The organism is Sulfitobacter sp. 1A13368 (assembly GCF_043557275.1).
Classification (GTDB): domain Bacteria; phylum Pseudomonadota; class Alphaproteobacteria; order Rhodobacterales; family Rhodobacteraceae; genus Sulfitobacter; species Sulfitobacter faviae.
In genome coordinates this window covers 21,769-48,348 of record NZ_JBIFFR010000007.1, presented here as the reverse complement: position 1 = coordinate 48,348, position 26,580 = coordinate 21,769, and the positions used below count along the sequence as shown (strand labels likewise).

Annotated in this window: 17 protein-coding genes, 1 tRNA gene and 1 pseudogene; 8 read left to right on the top strand and 11 right to left on the bottom strand. The window is 58.5% G+C overall.

Annotation, left to right across the window (positions count from 1 at the left end; genetic code table 11):
• The first annotated feature begins 46 nt into the window (after positions 1 to 46).
• Positions 47 to 1,675, top strand: coding sequence for a long-chain fatty acid--CoA ligase (locus ACGYK4_RS14260; RefSeq protein ID WP_394431133.1), 1,629 nt, complete (start codon positions 47 to 49; stop codon positions 1,673 to 1,675).
• 42 nt (positions 1,676 to 1,717) lie between these two features.
• Here the strand turns inward: ACGYK4_RS14260 and ACGYK4_RS14255 are convergent, their stop codons facing one another.
• The 4 genes from ACGYK4_RS14255 to ACGYK4_RS14240 all read right to left on the bottom strand — a co-directional run bounded on the left by ACGYK4_RS14255 (position 1,718) and on the right by ACGYK4_RS14240 (position 6,979).
• On the bottom strand, positions 1,718 to 3,769 hold the full coding sequence (locus ACGYK4_RS14255; protein ID WP_394431135.1) for an ATP-binding protein: 2,052 nt from the start codon (positions 3,767 to 3,769) through the stop codon (positions 1,718 to 1,720).
• A gap of 201 nt (positions 3,770 to 3,970) precedes the next feature.
• Positions 3,971 to 4,044, bottom strand: a tRNA-Gly gene (locus ACGYK4_RS14250).
• A gap of 41 nt (positions 4,045 to 4,085) precedes the next feature.
• On the bottom strand, positions 4,086 to 4,931 hold the full coding sequence (locus ACGYK4_RS14245) for a class I SAM-dependent methyltransferase (protein ID WP_394457093.1): 846 nt from the start codon (positions 4,929 to 4,931) through the stop codon (positions 4,086 to 4,088).
• Complete coding sequence (locus tag ACGYK4_RS14240) at positions 4,931 to 6,979, bottom strand: ASKHA domain-containing protein (RefSeq protein ID WP_394457092.1); 2,049 nt, start codon at positions 6,977 to 6,979, stop codon at positions 4,931 to 4,933. Before ACGYK4_RS14240 ends, ACGYK4_RS14245 begins: the two co-directional genes overlap by 1 nt.
• A gap of 191 nt (positions 6,980 to 7,170) precedes the next feature.
• On the opposite strand from ACGYK4_RS14240, the gene guaB reads away from it, so the two are divergent.
• Positions 7,171 to 8,619: an IMP dehydrogenase gene (gene guaB / locus ACGYK4_RS14235; protein ID WP_394441141.1), complete on the top strand. Its 1,449-nt coding sequence runs from the start codon at positions 7,171 to 7,173 to the stop codon at positions 8,617 to 8,619.
• A 349-nt stretch (positions 8,620 to 8,968) separates the two neighbouring features.
• Positions 8,969 to 9,316, top strand: a pseudogene (locus ACGYK4_RS14230) (ATP-binding protein); the annotation flags it as partial.
• Positions 9,317 to 9,338: 22 nt separating this feature from the next.
• Here the strand turns inward: ACGYK4_RS14230 and ACGYK4_RS14225 are convergent.
• The 3 genes from ACGYK4_RS14225 to ACGYK4_RS14215 form a co-directional block, all read right to left on the bottom strand.
• Positions 9,339 to 12,653 carry a DEAD/DEAH box helicase gene (locus ACGYK4_RS14225; RefSeq protein WP_136720320.1) on the bottom strand — a complete coding sequence of 1,105 codons (3,315 nt, stop codon included), beginning with the start codon at positions 12,651 to 12,653 and terminating at the stop codon, positions 9,339 to 9,341.
• On the bottom strand, positions 12,646 to 13,434 hold the full coding sequence (locus ACGYK4_RS14220; RefSeq protein ID WP_209218824.1) for a hypothetical protein: 789 nt from the start codon (positions 13,432 to 13,434) through the stop codon (positions 12,646 to 12,648). The genes ACGYK4_RS14225 and ACGYK4_RS14220 overlap by 8 nt, the downstream gene beginning before the upstream one ends.
• A gap of 198 nt (positions 13,435 to 13,632) precedes the next feature.
• A complete protein-coding gene (locus ACGYK4_RS14215; protein ID WP_209218823.1) occupies positions 13,633 to 15,054 on the bottom strand; it encodes a DUF2235 domain-containing protein in 1,422 nt (473 codons plus the stop codon).
• 605 nt (positions 15,055 to 15,659) lie between these two features.
• On the opposite strand from ACGYK4_RS14215, the gene ACGYK4_RS14210 reads away from it, so the two are divergent.
• The 5 genes from ACGYK4_RS14210 (at position 15,660) to ACGYK4_RS14190 (ending at position 21,732) form a co-directional block, all read left to right on the top strand.
• Positions 15,660 to 16,682, top strand: coding sequence for an IS110 family transposase (locus tag ACGYK4_RS14210; protein WP_394457088.1), 1,023 nt, complete (start codon positions 15,660 to 15,662; stop codon positions 16,680 to 16,682).
• A 767-nt stretch (positions 16,683 to 17,449) separates the two neighbouring features.
• On the top strand, positions 17,450 to 18,571 hold the full coding sequence (locus ACGYK4_RS14205; protein ID WP_209218821.1) for an MBL fold metallo-hydrolase: 1,122 nt from the start codon (positions 17,450 to 17,452) through the stop codon (positions 18,569 to 18,571).
• 3 nt (positions 18,572 to 18,574) lie between these two features.
• Positions 18,575 to 20,854, top strand: a complete 2,280-nt coding sequence (locus ACGYK4_RS14200) for a ThiF family adenylyltransferase (protein ID WP_209218820.1) — start codon at positions 18,575 to 18,577, stop codon at positions 20,852 to 20,854.
• Positions 20,851 to 21,471 carry a hypothetical protein gene (locus ACGYK4_RS14195; protein WP_209218819.1) on the top strand — a complete coding sequence of 207 codons (621 nt, stop codon included), beginning with the start codon at positions 20,851 to 20,853 and terminating at the stop codon, positions 21,469 to 21,471. Before ACGYK4_RS14200 ends, ACGYK4_RS14195 begins: the two co-directional genes overlap by 4 nt.
• A gap of 3 nt (positions 21,472 to 21,474) precedes the next feature.
• Positions 21,475 to 21,732 carry a TetR/AcrR family transcriptional regulator C-terminal domain-containing protein gene (locus tag ACGYK4_RS14190; RefSeq protein WP_209218818.1) on the top strand — a complete coding sequence of 86 codons (258 nt, stop codon included), beginning with the start codon at positions 21,475 to 21,477 and terminating at the stop codon, positions 21,730 to 21,732.
• Positions 21,733 to 22,050: 318 nt separating this feature from the next.
• Here ACGYK4_RS14190 and ACGYK4_RS14185 read toward each other — a convergent pair whose 3' ends face one another.
• The 4 genes from ACGYK4_RS14185 to ACGYK4_RS14170 all read right to left on the bottom strand — a co-directional run bounded on the left by ACGYK4_RS14185 (position 22,051) and on the right by ACGYK4_RS14170 (position 26,406).
• Positions 22,051 to 22,395 (bottom strand): hypothetical protein, encoded by a 345-nt coding sequence (locus tag ACGYK4_RS14185; RefSeq protein WP_136720328.1) that lies wholly within the window; start codon positions 22,393 to 22,395, stop codon positions 22,051 to 22,053.
• Between the two features lie 334 nt (positions 22,396 to 22,729).
• On the bottom strand, positions 22,730 to 24,034 hold the full coding sequence (locus ACGYK4_RS14180; protein ID WP_209218817.1) for a hypothetical protein: 1,305 nt from the start codon (positions 24,032 to 24,034) through the stop codon (positions 22,730 to 22,732).
• Positions 24,035 to 24,067: 33 nt separating this feature from the next.
• Entirely contained in the window at positions 24,068 to 26,152 is a 2,085-nt protein-coding gene (locus tag ACGYK4_RS14175) for a site-specific integrase (RefSeq protein ID WP_209218816.1), read from the bottom strand.
• A complete protein-coding gene (locus ACGYK4_RS14170) occupies positions 26,149 to 26,406 on the bottom strand; it encodes a helix-turn-helix domain-containing protein (protein ID WP_394457085.1) in 258 nt (85 codons plus the stop codon). The genes ACGYK4_RS14175 and ACGYK4_RS14170 overlap by 4 nt, the downstream gene beginning before the upstream one ends.
• Positions 26,407 to 26,580: the final 174 nt, after the last annotated feature.

Below are 26,580 nucleotides of genomic sequence, written 5' to 3'. Positions count from 1 at the left end.
CCCTGACCTTTGGACAGTCTCAAAGCAAATGATTGGAGGACCCCCTATGCTTGGCCAGATGATGACGCAGCCGCTGCTGATCTCAAGCCTGATTTCCCATGCCGAACGCTATCACCCCGAGGGCGAGATCATCTCGGTCTCGACCACCGGCGGGGTTGAGGAGACGAACTGGGGGCAGGTGGCCGAGAACGCGCGGCGTTTGGGCGCGGCCTTGACCGATCTGGGGCTGTCGCCGCAGGCGCGTTGCGGGACCATCGCATGGAACAATCGGCGGCATCTGGAAATCTACTTCGGCACCTCCGGCGCGGGCTTTGTCTGCCATACGATCAACCCGCGGCTCTTTGCCGATCAACTTGTCTATATCCTCAACCATGCCGCGGATGAGGTGCTCTTCATCGACAAGACCTTCGTCCCCCTCGTCGCCGCGATCCGCGACAAGCTGGAGCATCTCAAGCACCTCGTCCTGTTGTCCGGCCCCGATGCCGAGGCTGCTGAGGCGCTGCCGGGGTTGATTTTCTACGACGAATTGGTGGCTTCGGGCGATGCCGGGTTCGACTGGCCCGATCTGGATGAGAACACTGCGTCGAGCCTTTGCTACACCTCTGGCACCACGGGCAATCCCAAGGGTGTGCTCTATTCTCACCGCTCAACCGTGCTGCATTCCTTTGGCATCAACATGGCCGACAGCATCGCGATCTCCGCGCGGGACATCGTGATGGCCGTGGTGCCGATGTTCCATGTCAACGCTTGGGGCTGCCCCTATGCCAGCGCCATGACCGGCGCGCGGATGGTGTTGCCGGGGCCGAACCTCGATGGGGCATCGCTCGTGGGGCTGATCGAGACCTACCGCGTCTCCTTGGCGCTTGGCGTGCCGACGATCTGGCAGGGGCTCTTGGCGGCGGCAAAGAAATCCGGCAGCGAACTGCCCAGCCTAGAGCGTACCGTGGTCGGCGGTTCGGCCTGTCCGCCGTCGATGATCAAGACCTTCCGCGAAGACTATGGGGTGGAGACCATCCACGCTTGGGGCATGACCGAGATGTCGCCGGTGGGCAGCGTCAACAAGCCCTTGGCGAAACACGGTGAATTGCCCGAAGACGCCCAGCACAAGCTGCGCGAGAACCAAGGCCGCCCGGTCTTTGGTGTTGAGCTTGAGATCTGGGACGACGCAGGCAAGCCGCTGCCCCATGACGGCGAGACCCAAGGCGCGCTGGTCACCCGCGGGCATTGGATTTTGGATGCCTACTATCAATCCGACCGCGACAGCACCCTGCGCGATGGCTGGTTCGACACCGGCGATATCGCGACGATGGACGCCGACGGCTATATCACCATCCGTGACCGCGCTAAGGATATCATCAAGTCGGGCGGCGAATGGATCAGTTCGGTTGAGTTAGAGAATATCGCCATTGCCCATCCCGATCTGGCCGACGCCGCCGTCATCGGGGCCACCCATCCCAAATGGGATGAGCGCCCGGTTCTGGTCGCGGTGAAGGCCGAAGGGGCCGATCCGTCAGAGGCGGATATCCTCAAGGTTTTCGAGGATCAGATCGCCAAATGGCAGGTGCCCGACAGGGTGGTCTTCGCCGAGGCACTGCCGCGCAACGCGACGGGCAAAGTGCTGAAACGCGATCTGCGGGACCGCTTTGGCGATGTGCTGATGCAGGGCGAGAGCTGAGGCAATCGGCCCCGGTCCGCTTTGGGCCGGGGCGTTTTGCCATCAGGCCGAGCGGCGCATCTCGCTATCGGCCACGGGGCGGGGTAGGGTCAGCCGGAAGGTGCTGCCCACGTCGACTTTGCTTTCCAGCGACAGGCTGCCGCCATGCAGGCTGGCCAATTGCTCGGCAATCGCAAGGCCCAATCCCAAGCCGCCGTTCTCACGCGACATTGAGCCGTCAACCTGCTGAAAGCGCAGGAAAACCCGTTCGAGATTGTCCTCGGAAATACCGCAGCCCGTGTCGGAGACCGAGAAGGTGATCTCTTCGGCATCCTGCTGCATCTGCAGATGAATATTGCCGCTGCGGGTGAATTTGATCGCGTTTGAAATCAGGTTGTAAAGGATCTGCCTCAGGCGCACCGGATCGGCATTGGCGAGGGCCGTGCCATTGTCCTCATAGGTCAGCGTCAGCCCCTTGGCCTCGGCATCCGGGCGCAGGTCATCGGCGACGGAAAGGGCGATCTCGCTGGTCTCGATCTCTTGAAGATCAAGCTCCATCTTGCCGCGCGCGACCTTGGTCCAATCCAACAGGTCTTCGACAAGGCGCAGCATATGTTTGGACGACCCCGCGATGCCGCCCGCTTGGTCAGAGACGAAGTTTTGGAACTCATCGACGCTGTGTCGAATGTCGGGCGTGGCATTGGGGCTGTTGTTCAGCGCGGTCTGCAAACGCCGGGCTTGGGGCAGCTTCTCGGCATGTTGCAAGAAGGTCGCCCGGCCCGAGATCACGGTCAGCGGGGTGCGCAACTCATGGCTGACGTTGTTCAAGAACTCGGTCTTTTCGCGGTCCGCCGCCTTGGCCGCGTCGAGCGCGCGTTTCTCGGCCGTCACATCGGTCCAGATGCCCACAGTATAGCCATGCGGCGTGCGCGATTCCGTCACTTTGAGCCAGAAGTTATCCGAGACCTCAAGAATGAAGGCGCCGGTCGGGTTGCGGAACCGAGCGAGACGTTTGGCGATCCAAGCCTCCCGCTCTTCGACCTGCTCAGGGTGTTGATGGCGGGCGACCCAATGGCGCAACAGCTCTTCGATGGTTTTGCCGGGGATCAGAAGGTCAGCGATTTCAGGGTGATACTCCAGAAACTTGCTGTTGACGGTGACAAGGCGTTCTTTCTCGTCAAAGGCGATGAACCCCTCTTGGATCGATCCAATCCCCTCAGCCAAAAGCGCATGGGCTTCCTGCTTTTTCAGCGTGACCCGGCGGAAGGCCCAGAGGCCCGCCATCAGCGCGATGGTCGCGATCAAGGCGAAGGCTACGAGGTAGGGGCTTTGCGGGGCATAGGGGGGCAGACCGTTGGCGGGGCTGGCCGTCGCCTCCCATGTCTTGCCCAAAAGCTCGAACCGGGTGCGCACGGGGGCTGTGGGGTCGACCCCCGCAGGCTCAATCTCAGGCGGCATGACGCCCGTGGGAAAGGCGCGGAGGCTATAGATGTAGTCGGCGGCCTGATGCGGGTTTTGATGCGGCTCGAACAGCCGGTCGGGCTGGAAGACGATGGACATCACCCCCCAAAAACGCGGCGCACCAAGGCCGATGGGGCGCTCGAACACCGGGTAGTGCATGATATAGCCCTTGCCGCCTTGAACAAGGTTCAGCGGCCCTTCGATGGTCGGGCTTTGGCGGCGGTAGGCATTGGCGACGCCGGAAAGCTGCGTCGGGATGTTCTTGTATTCAAGGCCAATCGTCCCGCCATTCTGGGTCTTGGGATAGCTATGCGTGATCTTGAGGTCGGGGGCGAGGGCGAAGGCCTGAATGCCGGGGTTCCGGTCGCGTAACTCCTTGACCAGCAGTTCGATCTTCTTGTCTCTGAACGCCTCACCGGACAGCAGGATATTCTCGATGTTCTTGGTGACCAGAATGGTTTCCTGGAACTGGTGCTGCACCTGATTGCTGACTTCATGCAGCGTTTGCCGGGCATCCTGACGGATGCTAGCGATATGCTGCTCGTAATCCAGTTTGACGATCGAATAGCTGATGCCGGCGACACAGCACAGTACGATGAAATTGACGATGATATACGCCTTGGATGTCGCGTAGTCCCGAAACGCGTTTGCCACGCTTTTTTCCTTTGCCTGCGGGCGCATCTGACCTCGTTGGGCCATCCGCGCGTAAGTTATTCCCCTGCTGATTGCTACTTTTATAGGCAATCATGGCGAAATTCGGACCAGATTAGGCTTTTCGTAGGGGTGACCTTGGGGAACGTCGCGCGCTTTGTGCTGCGGCATCCGGCGGCGGTCAGAAAGGCGATTGATTGAGCGTGGAGCGGGTAACGAGAATCGAACTCGTAACTAAAGCTTGGGAAGCTGCCGTGATACCTTTTCACCATACCCGCGCGCTGAGGGTGAGATAATCGGCGCGCGGGGGAAGGTCAAGTCAGGGTTTCGTCGCGGTGACGAAATTGATCTCGGCAGGCAGGCGCAGGGGGCCGTCTTCCGCATAGGGGCGCAGGGCGTCGGCGATGGTCTGCCGAAGTTCCGCGACCTGTGCCGGGCCCGCCTCGAAATGATTGATCGCGCCGCTGGCCGGGCCGATGTCGCACATCTGCTGGGCAAGGTCATCGACCGAGCCCGCGGGGGTGAGGTCAAGCCGTGTCACCTTGCAGGCGATATCGACAAATCCCGCCTCGGCGAGGATCGATACCACGCGTTCGGGGTCGCGAAAGGCGAAAGGGCCGGGGCCGTCGGGATCGCTTTTCGGCATGGCGCCAATGGTGGCCCGGGCCGCGCGGGCGGGCAGGGTAAAGAAAGGGTTCTCGGGGATTTGGCCCCAAGCGGCAAAGCTGAGCTTCGCGCCGGGGCTGAGTTGCGCGGCCATGCGCGTGAAGCTGAGCACCGGATCGGCAAAGAACATCACGCCAAAGCGCGAGATCAGCCGGTCATAGGGAGGGGAAAGCGCTAGCGTCGTTGCATCACCGTGGTGAAAGGCGACATGGGGCAGGGCGGCGGCCCGTTGCCGCGCGAGGTCGAGCAGCGGGGCAGAGACATCGACGCCCAGCACCGTGCCCGCATTACCCACCGCTTGGGCGGCGGCGAGACAGCCCGCCCCCGCGCCGCAGCCGATGTCGAGCACCCGCAGCCCCGGCGCCAGTTCGGCGCGCGCCAGCACGCCGTCCAGCACCGGCTGCATCAGAGTGTCCAACTCAGCCTGCCGCGCTGCCCATCTCTGGCCCGCCGAGGCGCTCCAGAATTCGACCTGATCGCTGTTGTCCGAGGCAGTCATCACGTCGCCTTTCTTCTGCGCCGACGGCCGCCGCGTTCGCTTTCGCCGCTGCCGCCGGTGTTGAAGGTCACCTCCGGCAGGGCGACGAGGCTGTTGAGGATGGGGAAAGGCTCTACCGCGTTGGGGATGGCAGAAGCATTGACGAAATGCTCTTGAAAGCGCGGTTCGACGGCGGTTTCGATTTTGTGGATTGCGCCCACGGTCGCCTCGATCTCGGCCCGGGCCTCGGTATTGAGCAGGGCGATCCGGGCGCCGGTGCCTGCGGCATTGCCCGCGCTGGTGACTTTGTCGAGCGGCGCGTCGGGGATCATGCCCAGCACCATCGCGTGTTTGGGGCTGATATGCGCGCCAAAGGCCCCCGCCAGCACCACCCGGTCGACCTTGTCGACGCCGAATTTGTCCATCAGCAGCCGCGCGCCGGAATAGAGCGCGGCCTTGGCCATCTGGATTTCGCGGATGTCGCGGTTGGTCACCGTGATCTTGGGCCCGCCCTTTTCGGTGCCGTCATAGACAAGATAGCTGTTGGTGCGCCCATCGGCAAAGACCGAGGCGGAGCCTGTCTGCGCAGCGCTGCCAATCAGCCCCGGCGCGTCGACGATGCCGTGAATGCGCATCTCGGCGACCATTTCGATAATGCCGGAGCCGCAGATGCCCGTGACGCCCGTGCTCGCCACCGCCTCTTCAAAGCCGTCCTCATCGGACCAGAGATCACAGCCGATCACCTTGAACCGGGCCACCTTGGTCTCCGGGTCAATCTCGACCCGTTCGATCGCCCCCGGTGCCGCCCGTTGGCCCGAGCTGATCTGCGCCCCCTCAAACGCGGGTCCGGTGGGAGAGGAACAGGCCAGCACCTTTTCCTTGTTGCCCAACAGGATCTCCGCATTGGTGCCCACATCGACCACCAGCATCAACTCGTCGGACTTCTCCGGTGCCTCCGACAGGGCGACGGCGGCGGCATCCGCGCCGACATGGCCCGCGATGCAAGGCAGCAGGTAGACGCGGGCGGAGGGGTGGATGTTCAGGTCCAAATCCTCGGCCCGCAGACGCAGCGCGCCGGAGGTTGCAAGCGCGAAGGGCGCTTGGCCGAGCTCGAAGGGGTCGATGCCCAACAGCAGGTGGTGCATCACCGGGTTGCAGACAAAGACCGCATCGACGATCAGATCGGGCGCGACATTCCCCTCTGCGGCGATCTGGGTGAAAAGCGCAGCCATTCCCTCGCGCACCGCGCGGGTCATCTCCTGCGCGCCGTCGGGGTTCATCATGGAATAGCTGACGCGGCTCATCAGGTCTTCGCCGAAACGGATCTGCGGGTTCATCACACCGGAAGAGGCCATGACCTCACCGGTTTGCAGATCACACAGGTGCGCCGCGATGGTGGTGGAGCCGAGATCGACCGCCAGACCATAGACAGTGCCCTCGTAATACCCCGGCCAGATGTTCATGATCCGCGCGGCGTTTTCCTGATCGCCGAGATGCACAGCGACGGTGACTTTCCAATCGCTCTTGCGCAGGACCGGCTGCATCATTTGCAGTATGTGCAGATCGGCGGTGACTTTCTCCAACTCCCACTGCTCGGCCAGCGCGGCCCTGAGACGTTCCAGATCGCCCGAGGGTTCGTGCATGTCGGGCTCCGTCACCTCGACGTAAAAGAGTTTGACCGACGGGTTCAGCACAATCTCCCGCGCCTCGGCGCGTTTGCGCACGACCTGTTTGTGCACTTGGCTCTCTGGCGGCACGTCGATCACCACATCGCCCTGTACCGTGGCCTGACAGCCCAGACGGCGGCCCTCTTTCAGGCCGCGCTTCTCGTCATAGCGTTCTTCCACCGCGTTCCATGGGCTCAGCGCGTCAGGTGCGACGGTCACCCCATGTTTTGAGAACTGCCCATAGCCCGGCGAGACCTGACATTTCGAACAGATGCCGCGCCCGCCGCAGACCGAGTCGAGATCGACACCCAACTGCCGCGCGGCGGTCAGCACCGGGGTACCTTTGGGAAAGCGCCCTCTCTTGCCGGAGGGCGTGAAAATCACGAGGGGGTCACTGCTCATCGGGGCCGTCCTTTGTTTCTTTGCGACAGCATAGCGTGCCGCGCGGCGGGGGAAAGATGCGGGGCGGCAATTCGTACCGCGCCCGCGTCATTCCCCGTCTGTGGCTTACGCGGGGGAATAGGTCTTTCCAATCCCGGCCATCCGTGAAATAGGAAACCGCCAAATGAACCCATCCAGACCCGAGGTGTTAAATGGAGATTCGTGAGGCCCTGACCTTTGATGACGTCCTGCTGGTTCCCGCAGCGTCTTCTGTGTTGCCGTCCACCGCAGATACGCGAACCCGCGTCACGCAGAGCATCGCGCTCAATATCCCGCTGCTCAGCTCGGCCATGGATACGGTGACCGAAAGCCGCATGGCCATCGCATTGGCGCAGGCCGGGGGCATGGGGGTGGTGCACCGCAACCTCACGATCGAAGAACAGGCCCGCGAAGTGCGTCGGGTAAAACGCTTTGAATCCGGAATCGTTTACAACCCGATCACCCTGCGCCCCGACCAGACGCTGGCGGATGCCAAGGACCTGCAAGAACGCTACCGCGTGACCGGCTTCCCGGTTGTAGACGAAAATGGCCGCGTGCTGGGCATTGTGACGAACCGCGACATGCGTTTCGCCTCTGACGACCGCACACCGGTCTCGGTCATGATGACCTCTGAACGGCTGGCGATCCTGCAAGAGCCTGCGGACCGGGACGAGGCGATTAGCCTGATGAAATCGCGCCGGATCGAGAAACTGTTGGTCACGGATGCCAGCGGCAAGCTCACCGGGCTGCTGACCCTGCGTGACACCGAACAGGCCGTGCTGAACCCCACCGCCTGCAAAGACGATCTAGGCCGCCTGCGTGTCGCTGCGGCGACGACAGTGGGCGACGCGGGCTTCGAGCGCTCCGAGGCGCTTGTCGATGCGGGCGTCGATATGATCGTGATCGACACCGCCCATGGCCATTCCGAAGGCGTGGCCCATGCGGTGACCCGTGCCAAGAAACAGTTCGGCGATGTGCAGGTCGTCGCGGGCAATGTGGCCACCGGCGATGCCACCCGCGCGCTGATCGACGCGGGCGCCGATGCGGTCAAGGTCGGCATCGGCCCGGGCTCCATCTGCACCACGCGGATGGTGGCGGGCGTGGGCGTGCCGCAACTGACCGCAATTATGGACTGCGTGGCCGCTGCAGGAGACGTGCCGATCATCGCCGATGGCGGGATCAAGTTCTCCGGCGATTTCGCCAAGGCGATTGCCGCAGGTGCCTCCTGCGCCATGGTCGGCAGCATGATCGCCGGGACGGACGAAAGCCCCGGCGAAGTCGTTCTTTATCAAGGCCGTAGCTTCAAAAGCTACCGCGGCATGGGCAGCATGGGCGCCATGGCGCGCGGCTCGGCGGATCGGTATTTCCAGAAAGACGCCGCCTCTGACAAACTGGTGCCCGAGGGGATCGAAGGTCAGGTGCCTTACAAGGGCAGCGCGGGCAATGTGTTGCACCAATTGGTCGGCGGTCTACGCGCGGCCATGGGCTATACCGGTTGCGCCACGGTCGATGAGATGCGCCGCAACTGTAACTTCGTGAAGATCACCGGCGCGGGGCTGAAAGAAAGCCATGTGCATGACGTGCAGATCACGCGGGAGTCTCCTAATTATCGAATAGGGTAAGTGCAATATACCATTAAGTTTTAGTGGGATTTGATGTGTTAATTTGCGTTGAGAACCATGCGTGAACAGGACCGAACATACCCAGAACTGGACAATGCATCAGTGAATAAACTGATGCAAGTTAAGATAGGGTTAGGCGATAGCTGATGCATGGTTGTCGGATCGGGAGAGCACTAAGTGGAGGTGGCGGCATCATCGATCCTGCCACCAACAATGAGTTTGAGTAGATAAATCTTCTTGGCACGATTGAGACGGAGAGCCCAACCGATAAGCTGCTACCTGAAATTGACAGCACGGTTAGTGCCGCCCGGCTAAAGATGGATCAGGCGACCATCTCTCAACGAGATCTGTGTCGGCTGGGTCGGAAATCCCAATTTGCGTCGTGCATCCCTATCGCTCTCAACAGCCGTCCCGCGATCCACCGCGCGCCCCGTCACATTGCCGCTTACGCCGTGGTGTTTTGTGTAACCTGATTTCGAATGCGGCCAAGTTTACCTCTGAAGGTGATGTGGTTGAAATGAGCGTGAGACGGATAGATCAGAAAGTTCGGATCGAAGTCGCAGACCACGGGATAGGCACCGCAGCTGACGAACAAAAAGACGATCACCTTTTCCTTAGGAAAGCGGACACTCAGATGGTTGTTTCTGGTCTGACCCGACTGTTCAATTCGAAGAGCCTTTCCGAACAACGCTCGGGGAAACTACGCCTCTGTTTTTCAGTCATAAACCGTCTTGGAATGGATCTGGATAAGTTCTGTTGTTTAGTTCTTCGTCCGACGCCAACTCAACGCGCAGCTCAAGTCTTTCGAGGGTTTCGTGCTCCCCTGCCGGCTGGAGATAAGGTGTGATGTTTGCAAAACTCCTGTGCACTTCACGTCTGGACCATCTTACAGATGACATAAGTGTCCCAAATGCTGCCATCTCCGCGCTTGAGAAGCCACGCCTGACACACCGATTGGCAAGCCCCAATGCAGTAGTTGGACTAATCTGTTCATCAGCGTGCACATTAAGATGACCCTGCAAGATATGAAGAGGGGCTCCCATCAGATGTGCAAGATCCGGAACAAGCCGGATCACGAATTTTCGCGCACTTGTGCTGCGCTTCCGGTCACGAGTTTTGTCAGATAAGGCTTTTTGGATGGCCCTAAGTGGCTCACCGTTCATCCACAGGCTCAATGCTTCCCGCAGCTTTGGGAGGGCGTGGGACGCACGAGCAGCGTCGCCCTTAAGCTTCTTGAAGTCTGTTCCAAATAGATACTCCAAGCTGTCTGGCTTGATTACACGGTCCAAATATTCAGGCTTGGCTGTCAGCCACTCGAACATCCAATTGCACAATGCTTCGACTGAATGAAAGCTGTGAAACCCCTCTTCGGCAAGGGCATTTGACAAGTCCTTCAGGACATCTTCGGGCAGCCCCAACATAGAGGCAGTATTGCGCAAAGACAGGGACTCAACGGGCAGGGCTTCGTCATCATCATTCAATAGCGAAAGGGCCGCTGCTGTCCTGCTTTCAATCCAGTCCTCTTCAGCATCCTGACGTTTGCGATAAGCTGCGAAGCTTCTCGATAGGCCAAGCCGCACATCGAGAACACCGTCTTCACTTTGATCGGTCTCCGCGAGCCGCGCGACAACATATCGTTCCAGATCTCCAATGTCTGAAGCTTTGTCATGAATGCGATCCATCAATGCCGTAAACGGATCGTCCAAAATAAGGCATTGATCGGACTGACCAAATATCGCCCGGAGGCGTGTCCATCTTCCACCAATCTTGTTCTCGGTATCATCCAACGGAACAACTTGCCCTGGGACAACCAAGACAATGCCTGTCGCGCTCTCACCAGCTCGACCCGCGCGACCAGCGGCATTGAGAAGATCTTCAGCTTCCAAAAGGTCTTTGCGTCCCGATGCAGCATCGTATTGGCTATCTTCTGCGATGATGACTAAATCTGCTGGCAGGTTCATACCTTGGCCAAGTGTTGGAGTTGCAGCGAGGACAGATAGAGCACCATCGCGCTTATACAGTGCTTCTGCGAGCTGCCGCTCCTCTGGAAGCAACTGGCCGTGATGCGTGGCCGCCTGCGACACAAGCTTTCCGTTCTCGAGCGTCAAATAGAGTTGGTCAGCGCCACCCATTTCATCGGCAGAAACTTCATAGAACCGCTGCTCATTCTCGGTCAGTTCGACAGCACAATCGTCAAGTGCCATGCGTGCTTTCTCTGAGATCGAAAACGCGTTTGGAATAGATTGCGAGAAGACAAGAGTTCTCAAGCCAGCCCGCGCAGCAGCGACAGCTATGGACGACGCGACAATCCCGGAATTAGGTGTAAGCTTCCAAAACTTGTTGGTTGAGAACTCAAGCGCGGTATCAAGGAGCGGGACCAGCGTGTAGTCACTGCGAATTTGAGACGCCCAAGTCTGCTTAACACTAAAGAAACCTCTTGGGGTAGCCGTGAGCTTGCGCTTGACCGCGACCGGCACTCCCCCTGTTGGCTTTTTGCGACGTTCCGCTTTCAGAAAGTTTTGAAGATTTGCGTATCTGTTGGCGTCATAGACAACACAGCCCCTGAGTTGGCGAGTTGGTTTCCATGCATTGTCGAGAGGCAATGATTTTCTACCCGTAAGTTCTTCAAGCCAGCCGCTGAGCTCATCCGTGTTTTTCATCATTGCTGACAAGAGAACGATATCAGCATCAGGTGCGACGCGGGTGAAGCCCAAGATGCAGAGCATGGCATCAATGGCCCGACGATCCCCATCTGTGCTGGGATGCATAAGATGGCATTCGTCGAAAATCAGCAAGCCGACATCGTCAAATCGCTCTGGCTCCATGTGGCTTGAAAGCAGACAGGCTTCCGGCGTCATGACCATGACGTCGGGTAGGTCTTCTCCCTGGCTCGAAAACCCAAACTCGTCCGTGCGTTCGCCGCGGACAGTTGCCCGAGGGAAGGCATCGCGTAGGTCTCGCGTTGTTTGATCCACGAGTGCATGAGTAGGGGCAAGGAACACCGCTTTGCGACCGGACAATAGCGTTGCATGGATCTTTAGTTGGGCTGTGGTTGACTTACCCGCCCCGGTTGGGAACCCTATCGCTGAGGACGTTCCTATTTCCAGATAACCTTGCTCGACGGCATCTCTGTGATTGCGCCAAAGATACGGACGCGTCTCAGAAACCGTTTTCATCGCCTTAGCCCATCGGTCCCCATCCACCCCCTCGGGAGGCGGCAATTTAACAACAGCGCCGCCAAGAAGTGCTGAACCCGCTGCAATCAGAAGACTTGCCAAGTGAAATGGCCCTGGGAATACAGCGACCACGCCATCAGGATATTCATCGGCGAATTCTTCTGCACCAGGTGCTGCCAAATCCTTGACTTCAGTGAAAACTTCAATTGGATCCACCAGCCCCCTCATGCGTCGTCCCTGAAGCACGAACGCAAGCGCCCGAATACCGCGCAAAATCCGGTAATAGAGTGCGGCATTTGCGCGTTCGCCACCCGAACCAGTGACAAGGTCGTCCTGTGGAGGCCGTTTTCGGTTTCGAATTCGACCAACTTGACCCTTTGCCAGCATGATCAAATGAAGAATCAGTTCTGACTGAAGCCTGTTACCGCTTGGAACCCGCATGGCTGCTGCGACCTCTGCAGCATCGGCTGATGCTTCAGCAACCAGAAAGAGCAGCATCGCTGAAATCTCAGGGCTAATACCGTCAGGTGTGATGAACGATGCGGGCGGCTCCGGTTCTTTCAGCGCCTGTGCCTGATACAGCAACTGGTAAGCGCTCGCGGCAACAAAGCCTGCAGCAGCCCGGTTCTCCCGATCAGGATTGATTGCGACCAATGCTTCATTTGTTTGCGCCAGCCGGCGCGCGAAGCTGGTGGTTTCACTGAGCGAGGCGAGATCCTCGTCGCCCTCACGCAGCATCACCCGCGCCGATACAATTTCTGCGAAAGCGCGTGCGAGCTGATCGGGCAATGCCTCAGTATCCAGATCATCAAGTTCTGGTGTGGATCGAATAAGCGCTGCTGTCGTGGGATCATACAAGGCTGTCGGCCTCCGCGTCCTCAATTGCGGCAAGCGCCATCTCAGCTATTTTGTCCAGCCATTCACGCACATCTTCTAAGACCAAGGTTTCCGCACGGCGCCGCTCAACGTCGCCCAACACCCTTTTTTCGTATCCTGCAAATAGGCGTTTGCGCCCTTTTTCTGATGCATGCTTATCACCAACTGTCACGGCCACACGATAGGCACGTTTTTCGTTCCACAGGATATCGGCAACGGTTCGGTCCGGATCTGCATCGTCCGATTTCTCCAACAAAGACGTGACGGACGCAACAAGCTCATTGTCGCGAGCACCCGTCTCGAACTGTTCAAACTCTGGCCAGACCTGAGATTTGATCTTCTGTCTCGGATGTTCGGTCGCTTTCTCTTCACAGATGACAACCTGTGCAATGCCGTTGTCATCGAACTCGATCATGAGCCCGTCCAAGCCTTTGTCAGCTTTAATCATTTGAGGTGACCGGATAAGGGCGTCTTCATCGAAACGATGGGCGGCGATCCAAGCGATGACCTGAAATACCCAACCATCTCGGTGATATGTTTTATCTCCGTTTCCAACAGTCAGTAGCGTCCTGGCGCCTTGAAAGCCGCCCTTTGGATATCCTGCTGGCAAATCACCAGTGGCTTTTAGAATGCGTTCCACAGTTCTGGACTGCCCAATGGCAACACGTGCAATCAATTCCGCAAGTTCACCCTCGTGGTCGATCGTCCAAGTGGACCCGGACCAACAACCCTTCTCTGCGACTGGTGTGATTGCAATCGGCATGACCTACCTATTACGCTTTACAACCCATAAACGAAAACCCTTTCCAATACATCCGTCCACCTTTTGCTAAACTGACCCGCAGCCAAGATCCATAATTCGTGGACAATCGGCAGCGTCCGGTTTTGGGAATTGCTTTGCCGCATGGCTCGGGCCGTCGTTACCTGTTATTTGGCACTAACGGTTTGACCAGGAACTTTTTTAATCCTCATAAAAGCACTCCAAATCACGCCGCCCTTTCAATTGAACCGGCCGATAAGGTTTGACATCCCCGCACTGGGCTACGGTCTTTGCTCGCATGCGCGCTTCGACTGAGGGATGGATAGGAAAATCGTCACCAATTGCGCGAATTCCCTTCTTCCAGAGGATGCGAAAAGGTCCAAATGCCACGATAGCGTCTTCGCGGTGCTGCAAACCCAGAGGATCAGGTGCGCGATTCAGGACATTTTCGTTGATCTGAATCGAAGGCACACATTCGTTCAACTCTTCGACCATCCAATCCAGGGCGATATCACTCAGGCGCGACTCGGCCTCGGGATAGCTTCCGCCAATGTCGCTGTGACACCCCGGAAACCAGACCTGCTTGAGCCACTTCGGCTCTCGATCTTTGGTTTCGATGGCAGCTGCCCTGGAAGCCCATCCAACCCTTGGAAAATCGGCACGATCTTCGTCGATCGCCATAGCGTGGCGGGCGTGTTGAACGTCTGGATCCAGCCACTTGTCGTAGTTGCGCTTGTTCCAAGCCGCGAAATGCCCCGTCTTGAGAATTTGCGGCCAATCCATTGGGCGCCAGAGCTTCAGTTTGCGATCGTGATCGTCCGAGAAATATTTAAAGTTATCGAGCAGCAGTGAGCTAAGCTGCCAAAGAAGCGCACTGAATAAAACGCCGACAGGGATGAGCAGAAGCAAGGACCACTCCAATGCAATGCCAGCAACTAAAGTAACCCCGGCCGCAAAGGTGACGCCCCAGACCAGTGTGCGAACGACTGCGGTTCGGAGTGATGCAACCGTGTCGAAGACCCCGATGAAAGTAGGCTGAACGTTGCCTTGATTGTCTTTGCCTTCGAGAGGAAAGCTTGAATATTTCGTGCGAAACCGTCTGCCGAGCTCTTCACGGTTCTGGAAGTAAGGGTCTTTTCCGCGGGGTTTTCCCGCGCCGTGGTTATACACGAATTTCACAGCATCCTTGGCGATCTTGCGCAGACCGGGGCCGTGGCGCGGAACCGGCGAACCATCGGGCATCTGCGTTGGGACACCGCAGAGGTTCATAACGTTTGCCACCGCTCTGACCGTGTAGGCTCCCCTTGAGAACCCAATAAGAAGGATACGGTCGCCTGGTTCGTAGTGTGCGATTATCTGCTCGTAGCAATCGACAATGTTGTGATCTAAGCCAGTTCCGACCGCGCTTTCCAGGATCGGCTTGATACGAATGAAGATCCCGCCGCTTTCTCCTGTTCCTAAGCCTGGATCATAGAAAGCTACTTGATCTTTAGGGCTAATGGGTGAATCCGGGCCCGGGCGCATTGCGCGATACATCTTGTAGACATTTGAGAGCCGCTGGTCTGGCCTGGCACCACCCATCTGGCCAGTTCCATCCGAAAAGATGCAGATATTCTTACCCATGTGTCAACCTATAGATGAATTCCAATTGAAAGCTGTGATCTCTAAAAAAATGTCGATGGAGGTGAGTGCCCCTGCTGAGTTTCACCTTAACCGAGAAAAAAGTAGAACATAGTAGAAACACATATGTCCACCTTGAATTGGGTAAACGAGTGAGGTGCGCTCAATATGTTCAATTCTGATCAGAAAATGGACACGCTCCCGACGGTAGCTAATCTCAATCGCATTGATCCGTCCGCCGACATACGGCGCCTCTATCAAGTTGTGGCTTTGTAGGAACTCGGACAGTCGGAAATTGGCGCCGGGTTTCGAATGGCAGGTCTGGTGAATACGGCATTGCAGCGTGACGTCCCTCTTGAACGGCAGGAATGGGCCCGTGAACTCCCCCTGCAGAGAGGGCGGATTGCGGATGTTCGCTGCGCTTTGCGCCAAGGTCTGCTGTGCGGATCTTCCTACCGTTCGCTGCGGGCGCTCGGTTTTCGCTGCGCTTGCGAAGACCTTTGGGATGAAGGGCGGAGAGCTGATGGGGTGGATGGCTCCTGCTTCAACCGGCGTCGCAATGCGCCATAGTGCAGGTGTCAAAATCTGCTTATGAGAGGAGCCACCCCATGCAAGCTACCACAATCGGCGTTGATCTGGCCAAGAACGTTTTCCAAGTCCATGGGATCACCGCGAGCGAAGAAGTCGTGTTCAACAAGCCGCTGCGACGAGCGCAATGTCTGCCGTTCTTTGCAAAACTGGATCCGTGCCTGATTGGCATGGAGTCGTGCAGCAGTGCGCATCATTGGGCCCGTGAACTGACAGCTCTTGGTCACGAGGTTCGACTGATTCCGCCGATGTATGTGAAGCCATATGTCAAACGCGGTAAGTCTGATGCCATTGACGCCGAAGCAATTTGCGAGGCAGTGACCCGACCCACCATGCGGTTTGTTGCGACCAAAACAGTCGAGCAGCAATCCCTGTTGTCGCTACATCGGGCGCGTGACCTTTTGGTGCGCCAAAGAACGCAACTCATCAACAATCTGCGTGGTCTGGTCGCGGAGTTCGGCATATTCATTCCTAAAGGGCTGGCCCGTGTGATTGGATTTGCTGAGGACATCACTCTTGGTGAAGTGCTCGACTTGCCAGACATCGCCAACGAGGTGATCCGCAACCTTTCAGAACAGCTCATGGCTCTGCATAAGCGGGTCCGATGGTATGAAGAGCGCCTCAAGCAAGTGGCCAAAGAAGATGCGCGTGTCCGTTTGCTGCGCACTATACCCGGCGTCGGCGCGGTAACGGCTTCTGCGATCATCGCCAGCATTGGAGATGGTCACCAATTCAAAAACGGCCGGGAGTTCGCAGCATGGCTGGGTTTAACGCCTGCCAACAAATCCAGCGGCGGTAAAGAGAAGTTGGGGAGGATCACCAAGATGGGTGACCAGTATCTGCGATCATTGCTTGTCGTTGGTATGACATCACTCGTTCGACAAACACGATCCCATCCCGAGCGAGCCAGCAAATGGCTTACATCCTTGCTTGAACGCAAACCTGCGCGTGTCGCAACCGTCGCCATGGCCAACAAGACCGCCCGGATCGTCTGGGCAGTGCTTACCCGCAACGAACCCTACAGCCTACGCACCGTAGCCTGAGACGAAAGGAACAACGAGTTAGCAAGACCCGCGAGATGATGGTGCATAAGTCTGCCGCCAAAGCCAAGACACTCCGCCGAATGGCGCGGGCATAATAGCCCGCAAAGCTGATAGGAACTTGGCTTGCGGAACCCATCAGGGCCAGCGGTCAAAACCGCGCAAACAGGCCTGACACATGACTGCTTCTGACAAATGCACAAATCAGATCAAAAATGTCTTGCTATGTAGGAGCCATCCACACATGCCGTTCGCCCCGCAATGCTCGAACGGCAGCAGTGGCTCCGCGCGCGTCTTTGGCCTCAATAGCTGCCTATTAGGCTGCTGATTGTTCGGGACTGTAGGGCGTGGGGCGTCTGCTGACGATGGCCGATGTTCGCGCCATGCCATAGCAAGCCCGTATCCTCGGTCTTTCGTTTCCAGATCCGACTTCGGAACCTCGACCGCCGATGTGCTTCCAGTTACCTGCCCCGTTTCTGGACACCGTTATTCGGTGCCCCGCACGCACTCCTTTCTCGGCTACGCCGGCATATGAGGATCATGGGCGTCGCGCGTCACAGGCGCTGCACGAGGCGCTTGCATTGTAGAGCTATGAGCTCTCGATTGAGCAACCTGTGCCCCTGTCAACTGAGGCTCGAGGTTGGCAGCCGCCAACAGACTTCCTGGATCGATGCAAGCTCGAACAGAAGAAACTTTACACATTACCTTGTGATCTCCGCCCCCCATACCCACATCGTGTGGTATTGTAGGATAAATTTCACGAGGTCCATATGAGCGCGGCGATCACTTTCTTCCCTCTCGGCAACGCCGATTCGACCCGACTGAATTTGGCTGACGGTCAGCGCATCCTTTTCGACTTCGCTGACATGGGAAAATCTGAGAAGTCGGAGGTCACGATCGACCTTGCCGACGAGATCCGACGCGACCTTCGGCAGGGTGGGAAGAACGAGCTTTCGGTCCTGTGCTTCACCCACCTTGACAAGGACCACTGCTTCGGAGCGGACGAGGCCTTCTGGCTCTCTCACCATTCAAGCTATCAGTCGAAGGACCGGATCAAGTTCGACGAGCTCTGGGTGCCCGCGGCGGCCGTCCTCGAACCGAACCTGGAGGAACCGGCGGCGATTGCGTTGCAGAAGGAGGCGAAGCACCGGCTCAAGGAGGGGGAGGGCATTAAGATATTCTCCACCCCTAAGGCGCTTGAGGGCTGGTTGCGAAAGAACGGGATCTCCTTGGTCGAACGCTCTCACTGCATCGTCAACGCCGGAGAGAGTGTGCCGGGCTTCGAGCTGACCGGAAGCGCCCAGGCCGATTTCTTCGTCCACTGTCCTCTCAGCTGGGTTCAGGACGAGAATGGAGAGGTGATTCGCAACGAGGATTCGATCGTGCTCCAAGCGATCCTCCGCGAGGGCGGCCGCGACACGCGCATGCTCCTCGGCTCCGACATCAACTCGGACACTTTGAGCCGGATCGTTCAGAGCACACAGCGGCACAAGAACGACGAGCGCCTCGAATGGGACGTCCTCAAGCTCTTCCACCACTGCTCTTACAAAGCCCTTAATTGCAACGATCGCGGGACCGACAAGACCATGCCTGTCGAGAAGGTCGCCTGGTTATTGGAAGAGCAAGGTCAGGAACGTTCCTTCATAGTTTCGCCGAGCGCCCCGATCCCCACGAAGGGGTCGGCGAAGGACAATGACCAGCCGCCGCACCGTCAGGCTGCGGCCTACTACAAGCCCCTCCAGAACAGCCGGAAGGGACAGTTCGAAGTGACGATGGACGATCCGAAGAAGCCCCTTACGATCAACATCACCGCAACCGGCGCGGCGCTTGGTCTCTCGAGTCCCGCGTCCGCCGGTTCGAGCTCCACTTCAAAACCCATGCGTGCAGGGTGAGACATGGACGGCGCGGTTCCCCCAGAATACGCTGACGGCCAAGCCCTGGGCGGAGAGGCGGTCGACCCTAAGACGCTCCATCATCGGCTTGCCCAGTCTCTCGTGCGCTTTGTCGCGAAGCTTGGTGGGCGGGAAGTTCGCATCGATGAAACGCGTCGGCTGGAAAGCGGGATGGAAGTCGTCAGTCTGGCCGTCAAGACCGGCTCCCCTCAAGAGCCCGCCTTCGAGGTCCTTCCTTCCGAGCAGCTGGTGGTTCTGTTTCAAGATGACACCTCCCCCCTCGTCGTTCCCCTCCGAGCAGATTTCCCGGCCACGCCTCACACATTCGGCCTTCCCGTAGAGGCGCCGACCTCCGGCAGCATCGCGCTTTGCATAGATGACCGACCGTGGGCTGATGCCTGCGCCGACTACAACGGTGCCGAAATCGTCCGGCGCATCTATTCATGGTTCCGGCGCGCGGGAACGGGGCAGATGGACGACGAAATGCAGTTCCGCGACCCCGCGTTTCTGCCCCCGGCTGATACGGTCTTCATGTCCTCGCATCTCGTGCAAGAGATGGATGCCGTAGATGGGCCTCCGCTGTTCCTCGCTCTCACCGAAACCGAAGATGATGCCAGAGTCTGGGCAGCTCGAGAATACGATAGGGCGAAGCCGCCGCCTGGCGAAGGCCGGGCCTGGAGACCCTTCCTCGGGCTGACGCTGGGCATCCGGGTCGAGAACCTCGGGGCAATGTGGCATCCGCCACGGCATCTCGGGCATCTGAACCTGGCGTTCTCAAACGTGGAGTTTGACCTCCTCGAGCATCTAAAGGGTCACGTCCGTCGGCTTCTGACCGACGCAAACTCGGAGCGAATTCACCAGTCCCACCTCCTGATCCGCGTTCTCGCTCACAACGTCATCACCGACCGCATTGAGAGCTTCTGCCTGCTGGCACATCAATCGATCGGCGAAATCGGTGAAGCTCTGGGCTTGCTCTGGCCTCCGATGGATGCCGCCGGCGGCGGCTACACACTTCGAATTCCGGAGGGAGAGGCAAGGCCGGACCAACTTGAGGCGGTGTCCCTCACGCCAGCGAACCTGTCCCTGTCTTTCGATCGAGCCACAGCCCAAACCTGGGCCGGGCGCGAAGCAGTTGGCGGTCGGGTGATTGCGTTCGGCGCCGGAGCGATCGGCTGCCAGGTTCTCGACAGCCTCGTTCGAGAGGGTGCCTTCTCCGAACTCGTTATTGCCGATGACGACCGCCTGCGGCCCCACAACCTCGCCAGGCACATCCTTCGCGAAGACCAAGTCGGAGCCCTGAAGGCGAAGGTGCTCGCCTCTGAGCTTCATCATATTCGCCCAGACATCCACCCTGCCTACTACGCCGAGCAGCTTAGCGAGGGCGGCATGAGCGAGGATCTTGTCGGTGCCATCACGACCTCGGACCTCGCACTCGATCTGACCGCATCAGTGGGCGCGAGCCGTATCCTGTCAGATACTGAGGAACGCGGTCGCGGGATCAGTGCCTTCTACAATCCGAGTGGCGACGCCGTCGTGGTAATGGTCGAGGATCAGAAGCGGCATGAGGATCTCGCCGCGCTGGAGGTCAGATACTACAGAGAGGTCATCCTCAACCCCGCGCTGAGGCATCATCTCAGGGCTCCGAGCGAGGCTGTAGTCTCAAGCGGGCAGTGCAGATCGGTGACGAGTCGGATCTCCTCCTCCGACGCCGCGCTGCTGTCTGCCGCGGCGGCCGGCGCAATAGGCCGCGCACTTCGCGTTCCGGCATCCCATCTGATGATCGGTTCGCTCCACCCCGACGGTTCCTTGAGCATCGTAACAGCGTCCGTGAATCCCGGCATGCATGAGGTCGCCCATCAAGGATGGCGCATCCGCTGTTCGGGGGCGGTCCATCAACAGCTCAGAGAGCTCCGTGCAACAGCACTTCCGAACGAGACAGGCGGAGTCCTTCTCGGGGTGGTCGACCATCGTCGGAAGCGGATCGAGGTCTCTCTCGGCCTTCCAGCGCCTGACGACAGCTACGGGACGCCGCGGGCCTTCGAGCGAGGAGTTCGCGGCCTCTCCGAAGCCGTAGATGAAGCAAGGGGAAAAGTCATGCATCAGATCACCTACCTCGGCGAATGGCACACCCATCCGGATGGAGCTGCGGCCGACCCCAGCCCGGTAGATCGCAAGCAGATGGACGCCTTGGCATCTGACCTCGCCACGGAAGAACGACCGGCCGTGATGATCATCGTCGGCGCTGACGAACTCCGGGTTTCTGCTCGGGAGGCTGTCCGATGAGCTTCGACGCCTACGAGTTCGTCGCTGTCATCATCCCGGGTGCCCTCCCCACTCTGGCAGCGTCTCTCCTCGTCCCGGAGCTGGCTGCGGTGCTCAGCACAGAAGGAGTAGAGCTCGGCGAGTTCGGCATTTTCCTGATCGTCTCCTTCGTGGTGGGGCATGTCGTCCATATGTTCGGGAACGGCATCGAGGCACTGGAAGACCGCCTTGGGGTGGGGCGGAGCTCCCTGCTCTTCAGTCCGACCCGAAGGCCGGTTAGCCCGGATCAGTGGGCTCGCTTCGAACAAGTTCTCCGAGCCAGGACGAATGCATCCGGCGCTGACCTCAGCCATGATACCTGGTTTTCAACAGCACGAGAGATCTACTCGCAATTGAACGCGGAGGGCCGAACCCGGAGGCTGGACGCCTTTACACGCACCTATGGCCTCTGTCGCGGCATGGTCGCAGGATCACTGCTGACCTCTCTCTTGATCCTTCTACTCGGCGGATTGATGAAATGGCATCTGGCGCTACTGGTGTTTGGTCTTGTTGCCGTTCCACTCTATATCCGCATGCGCCGCTTCAGCGCGCTCTACGCAGGCGAATTGATATCGCAGTTTCTGTCTCTCAAGCAGTAGCCCGTGGACCTCGACCAATCACGCTGGTTTTTCGCGGAGACCGCGGCACATGATCACCCTGTAACGCAACTGGTCGCGCAGGCAATGGAGGCCGGCACACTGCGCAAAAGCGACCCGGTCCTCGTGTCCAGTCAGCTGCTCGCCCTGGTGAAGAACTTCTACTTCTGGCCAAAGTTCTTCCTCGATAAGCAGACCGAGGCGCCTGGTCTGATGGAAGGCTGCGTGGCCATGTTCATGGCCCATTACAGGTCCGATAAATGAGCGCCGAAGCGGGAAAGCTGGGCACACCCGGAGCGATATCGGTCCGCGAGCCCCACCCATTGTATGCCGACGCTCATAGCGCACTGCTGACCTTGGCTGCTACTGCTACGAAGTTCCGGAAAGGGCCGTTCGCAACAACGTTTCGGCCCAATCCGAGTGCTAACTTGACGTTTGCCTGTAGATAACGCTTATGACCTTTGTGAGATCAACCAATTTCGCAATGCGCAGTTAGGAAAGGCTGGACTGGATTGCGGCCAGCCGCCCTCCACACCAATTGACGGAAGTGAACAGAGAGGTTCGGCTCGCCGGAAGTGTAGGTTACCCGCTGCAGGCCGGACTCTCGTATTGCGTCGTCCACTTCGCCCTTGCCGCGACATCCACCAGTTGGCGCTGCCGATTGTCGATGCGGCGCCAGGCCGAACGGAAGTCACGATGGGACATTGGCAGAAGGTCATCACGCCCGAAGGCAAGCGCGATCGTAATTGCCTCGCTCGTCGACATTCCCCGCATTACTTCCTGCGCTTCCTGTTTGCCGAGTAGAACTTGACGGCAGGCTTCGGCATCCCTGTAGTTGGAGTTCAGCGCCGCGGATGCTTTCGGGTCGCCAACAATCCTCTTAAGTTCCGTGGGTTCGATGCATTCAAGTTCGATGTAAGTGGTCATGGTTTCGTTCCTTTTGTGGCTTGCCCGTTTGGGTAGACGGGAAATTGGAACTTTTTGGGAAACGCGAAACGGTTTTTTCGGGGTGCCTCTTGCCAAGCGCTGGAAAAGACGAGCGCCCATACCCTCGGGCTGATAGTTGGCAGTCCGAACTCTTGTTGAGGTCAGAGCGAGCCGTGTTCAGGATGCTGTGGAAATTTCGGCGAGGGCGGGAAAATGTTGAAAACGCCCAGCGTCCATCCCGTGCGGATGATGGTTGGGCGTTTTCAACACCCTTCGGAAATAAGGGAATTTCCGGCGAAAGACAGCGGTATGTGCCATCGCTGTCGCCTTGTCGTCACAGATCAAGCTCGACTTCAAAGCTACGTTGTCGCTCGATCATGTCAACGAATTCCTGAGCGGACGCCAGCCCTGTGGAGTGATCGTAGTGCCGCTGGGCCGTTTGCTCGTCGCGTTGGCCGAGCAAGGCCGTGGCGGCACGCCCGCCTGATGCGAGGTGCTCGCTGGCTTCAGTGGCGACATTGTCACGGAGCCGATGGACTGAGACACGCACACCGAAAGCGCGCTCTGTCAAATCGCCTGTAAGCCGACCGATCTGAGCCTCGCTGATTGCTGCGCCACGCGCGTGCATGGACGGAAATAGAGAGGCTCCATCGTCAAACAGTGGGCGATAGGAATGCCTGTATTCCTCCAGTGCAGACGCGAGCTTTTGACTGGATAGGGTTCGATCAAACGGGGCTCCCGCTTTCTGACCCTCAGGCAACTTCAGCATGCGGGCCGGGAGGTGAATGTGCACCATTCCCTCACATGGAATATCGATGGTCCGGTCGAACGCAAGCGCGGACAGTGCCCGGGCACGTTGTGGCAATGCAACCGCGACACTCAGAAGGATGCCGTTCCGAAAATCCTTCGCGGCATGCAGGCCGCGAAGATGACGGGACCGGGCTTGCTGCATAAGGTCGAAGCCAAGATCATAGATCCGCGAAGCACCAACGAGTTGGGCGCCTGTTTTCGTCGTGGAGCCGGCTTCTGCCGCGCGTTCACGCCAATCGCAGGCCACAAACTCGCAGGCTTGCGAGGAGAATTCCGGCATGACGAGCTTGATCCCTGTAAGTATGCGGCTGATGTAATCTGACGCCGTTCTTACCGAAGCCTTTTGAGTCACTACCCTTGCGTAGCCCTCGAGCGTTCCACCGGTTGGCGACATCGGAAGATCCTGCGCTCTGCAATACGTAACCCATCCGCTCAACGCGCGGATGACGTTCTGTGTATGCGCGGCACTCCAGAGAACCTGTCCCTTCTTGCGGACGCCAGCTTCTGAAGTCTCGATACGTTCAGCGAGGGTTGGTTGCCATTGATCGGGAAGGTCGGAAAGGCGCATTCTTGCCGTTTGCCATGAGGTCCGACGAGGCGACTTTGGGGTCACCCGCGCTTCGCGCAGAACATTGGCAAAATGGGCGCAGCGTTCAGCGCCCCAGGCCTCAGCCGCCACCTTTTGGACGTAAGCAAACTCCATCAATGCAGGCGCTCCGATCTGTTGCAGCCTGCCGCTGAGATGGCGCTTGAGGTCGTCCTGCCCCGGGGGGGAGGAACCGGGGCCGGCGCAGCGAATACGGGCCAATAGAGCGAGGTGTTCATTCATGTCTTGAAGCTTTCCTTTGGTTGCCTCGCGCCCTCAGGCGGCGGGGCGTCTGTCCAGTCGCGCGAGCCATTCGTCAAAAACGAGGCTCTCGTCGAGCTCGGCATAGTGATTGATTGTCGTCTGCAATTTCTTATGCCCAAGCAGGCGTTGCACCTTGGGCAAGTTATCGAGGCTGTCTTTCAGCCAGATCCAGCCGATCAGGTGGCGATAGAGATGCGGATTGATGCGAACGCCGACTTTTTGGTGCAACCTCTTTGTCACCCGATGCAGAAGGCCTGAGTAGTAGCCGTCAGCGTTCGTCTTTCCCTGTCCGGGAAAGAGATATGGGTTTTTCTTCTGGAATGGTGCCAGCATCGTTGGGCGCACGATCTCTAAATACGTTTTCAGGAGCCTGCTCGCCGTCGTGCCCAGCTGAACTGCCAAATCAGCATCACCTGCACTCCGCATCTTCACTTCCGAAGCGGGCACTACGATACGAGCGCGGCCATCAGACCACGCGATCCAATCGAGACGCGCACGCAGAACATTGGCACTGCGAGGGGCTCTTGCCAGCAAGATATCGTGGGCCAAGGTGGCCATGATATCTCGACCGAGGTCAGGGTCGAGCACCTCGGCAGGCGGTGGGAGCACTCCGTTCTTTTTCTGGCAGGCTTTACGCTTCGCCTTGATCGATGCGTCTATGTCCGCAAGCAGCATCGCACTCAGGTCGATGGTCTGCTGAATGCGGGTTTCGTTAAACAGCCTGAGCTTGGACATGTTCCGCGGTGCGATGCCCTGATAGTTCACCTTATGCAGCGCGATCGTATCATCGATTTCACTTAGGTCCTCCGGCGGCCGGTTCAGATAGTCCCGGGCGATCTTGCGCGCCGTCTTGAGAACGCTTGTGACGTAAGCACTCGGAAAATCGGCTTGGTTGACTTCGCTCAGGGTCTCCGCCGCGACGTCGAGGAATTCCGGATCGGTGAGCTCTTCGATGGTCTCGGGCACGACGTCAGCCGACGAAGCAACAGCTTTAGCCAGCGACTTAATGTATCCGCGCCGTGTCTTTAAGGTTTCGGCTTTCCAAGTGTGTTTGCCGACCAGGAAACCCGCTTGGCGCAACAACTCCGACCGGCTTGGGGCGTCCTGTTTAGTGGACTGACCGGGCCTTCCGGCTTTCTCCTGCCGTTTGGTGCGCAACTTGGCCTTCTTGTCGCTGATTTCGCCGGTAGCCTCTTGTTGATCCATTCGCGCAATGAACTCGGCCCGGGACAGTCCATCGCGAGAGGCCTTCCCCTGTGCCCAGGGAGCCACTCTGGTGTCGAATTCTTCCATTAGTGGCGCAAGTATCGCGTCATCGACACCAAATTTGTCCCGTGCGTCGTCAAAGGGGTGGCAAGCGGTCGCAAATTCGAGGTGCGCCAACTTTGGTTCAGACGCGAGGTGGCTCAGCAGTGTTGAAATCTCGCGAACCTGCTTTTCGCACCGTGCAGCGCTCTTTGAGGATGTCTCGACGCGGTAGTTGTAAAAAGCCGCGAGGGTCGCGGTGGTGATCTCGTCCGGGGCAATTCCTCCGTCGTGGAGAAAGACGAAAAACGGGCCGCAGGCGTATTTTGCCGAGCATGGGAGGTCACTATCTTGAATGGCTTTATAAGCTCTCTGATAGTGCCCGGCTATATCATTGATAGAGCGCTTGCGCTCCCGCGGCTGGTCGCGCCCAGCGGCGTTTACCAGTGCCGAGCGGTAGGTTGCATAGCTTCCTTTGCTCAGGTTGAACCGTGCAGGCTCATTACTGTCGAAAAAGTCAATTACATCCTGCTTGCACACTTGTTTCAGTTCGGGGGCCCACCCAGCATGTCGACACAACCAACGTAGTTTTGAAACCAAACTATTTTTTCCTTGGCGTCGGGCTTTTTCGATCAGGTCGGCATAGGTCACACAGGAAATCGCTTGCGCTCCAAACAGATCCATCCCGGTAGCTGCAGATAGCGCCGAAAGTGTCGAGTGGCGCGGCCGAAGACCGGGAATGTTCAGGATGTCGCTGACGGCTTTCGGGCTCAGCCCTGCGCGGAGAGAAAGCGCGCGCATGCTTTCACCGCTGGTTTCGAGGTAATCGCGCAGTATTTGATCGAGTGTCATGGAGTTTCCCTTTCAGGTCCGCGGGGGATTTCGAGTTCGAGGTTCGGCCTCACAGGGTCAGGCCGGACTCGAAGCTCGAAGATCGCCAGCCACTCGTCCTTGATCGTCCACGATTTGCCGAGCTTCGCGGCTTGAAGCCTCACAAGACCTTCCGGTGTCGGGCAGCCGTGATTGATCCAATCTCTGATGGTATGCGGGTCCCGATTGAAGATCTCGGCGACTTCGTTGGCGGTGTAATAGACAGGCTTTTTCATGATGTTCCTCCATTGGGTCATGGAGGAATTAGGTTCCGCACGGCTTTCTCGGAAATTTCCGAAGCAAAAAAGAGCTATGCGGTCCCGGAGGAACGGCATCCGAAGTCAATGAGGTTTGCGAAGGAAAAGTGTCACTCCGTTAAGAGGTATTTACTACCGGGATGACACCTTCTT

What these genes read in the sequence shown, in the direction of transcription:
- ACGYK4_RS14210 (WP_394457088.1), top strand. Translation starts at nt 15,660, where the DNA reads ATGCAAGCTACCACAATCGGCGTTGATCTGGCCAAGAACGTTTTCCAA.
- ACGYK4_RS14245 (WP_394457093.1), bottom strand. Translation starts at nt 4,931, where the DNA reads ATGACTGCCTCGGACAACAGCGATCAGGTCGAATTCTGGAGCGCCTCG.
- ACGYK4_RS14170 (WP_394457085.1), bottom strand. Translation starts at nt 26,406, where the DNA reads ATGAAAAAGCCTGTCTATTACACCGCCAACGAAGTCGCCGAGATCTTC.
- ACGYK4_RS14180 (WP_209218817.1), bottom strand. Translation starts at nt 24,034, where the DNA reads ATGAATGAACACCTCGCTCTATTGGCCCGTATTCGCTGCGCCGGCCCC.
- guaB (WP_394441141.1), top strand. Translation starts at nt 7,171, where the DNA reads ATGGAGATTCGTGAGGCCCTGACCTTTGATGACGTCCTGCTGGTTCCC.
- ACGYK4_RS14205 (WP_209218821.1), top strand. Translation starts at nt 17,450, where the DNA reads ATGAGCGCGGCGATCACTTTCTTCCCTCTCGGCAACGCCGATTCGACC.
- ACGYK4_RS14215 (WP_209218823.1), bottom strand. Translation starts at nt 15,054, where the DNA reads ATGGGTAAGAATATCTGCATCTTTTCGGATGGAACTGGCCAGATGGGT.
- ACGYK4_RS14240 (WP_394457092.1), bottom strand. Translation starts at nt 6,979, where the DNA reads ATGAGCAGTGACCCCCTCGTGATTTTCACGCCCTCCGGCAAGAGAGGG.
- ACGYK4_RS14260 (WP_394431133.1), top strand. Translation starts at nt 47, where the DNA reads ATGCTTGGCCAGATGATGACGCAGCCGCTGCTGATCTCAAGCCTGATT.
- ACGYK4_RS14200 (WP_209218820.1), top strand. Translation starts at nt 18,575, where the DNA reads ATGGACGGCGCGGTTCCCCCAGAATACGCTGACGGCCAAGCCCTGGGC.
- ACGYK4_RS14195 (WP_209218819.1), top strand. Translation starts at nt 20,851, where the DNA reads ATGAGCTTCGACGCCTACGAGTTCGTCGCTGTCATCATCCCGGGTGCC.
- ACGYK4_RS14220 (WP_209218824.1), bottom strand. Translation starts at nt 13,434, where the DNA reads ATGCCGATTGCAATCACACCAGTCGCAGAGAAGGGTTGTTGGTCCGGG.
- ACGYK4_RS14175 (WP_209218816.1), bottom strand. Translation starts at nt 26,152, where the DNA reads ATGACACTCGATCAAATACTGCGCGATTACCTCGAAACCAGCGGTGAA.
- ACGYK4_RS14185 (WP_136720328.1), bottom strand. Translation starts at nt 22,395, where the DNA reads ATGACCACTTACATCGAACTTGAATGCATCGAACCCACGGAACTTAAG.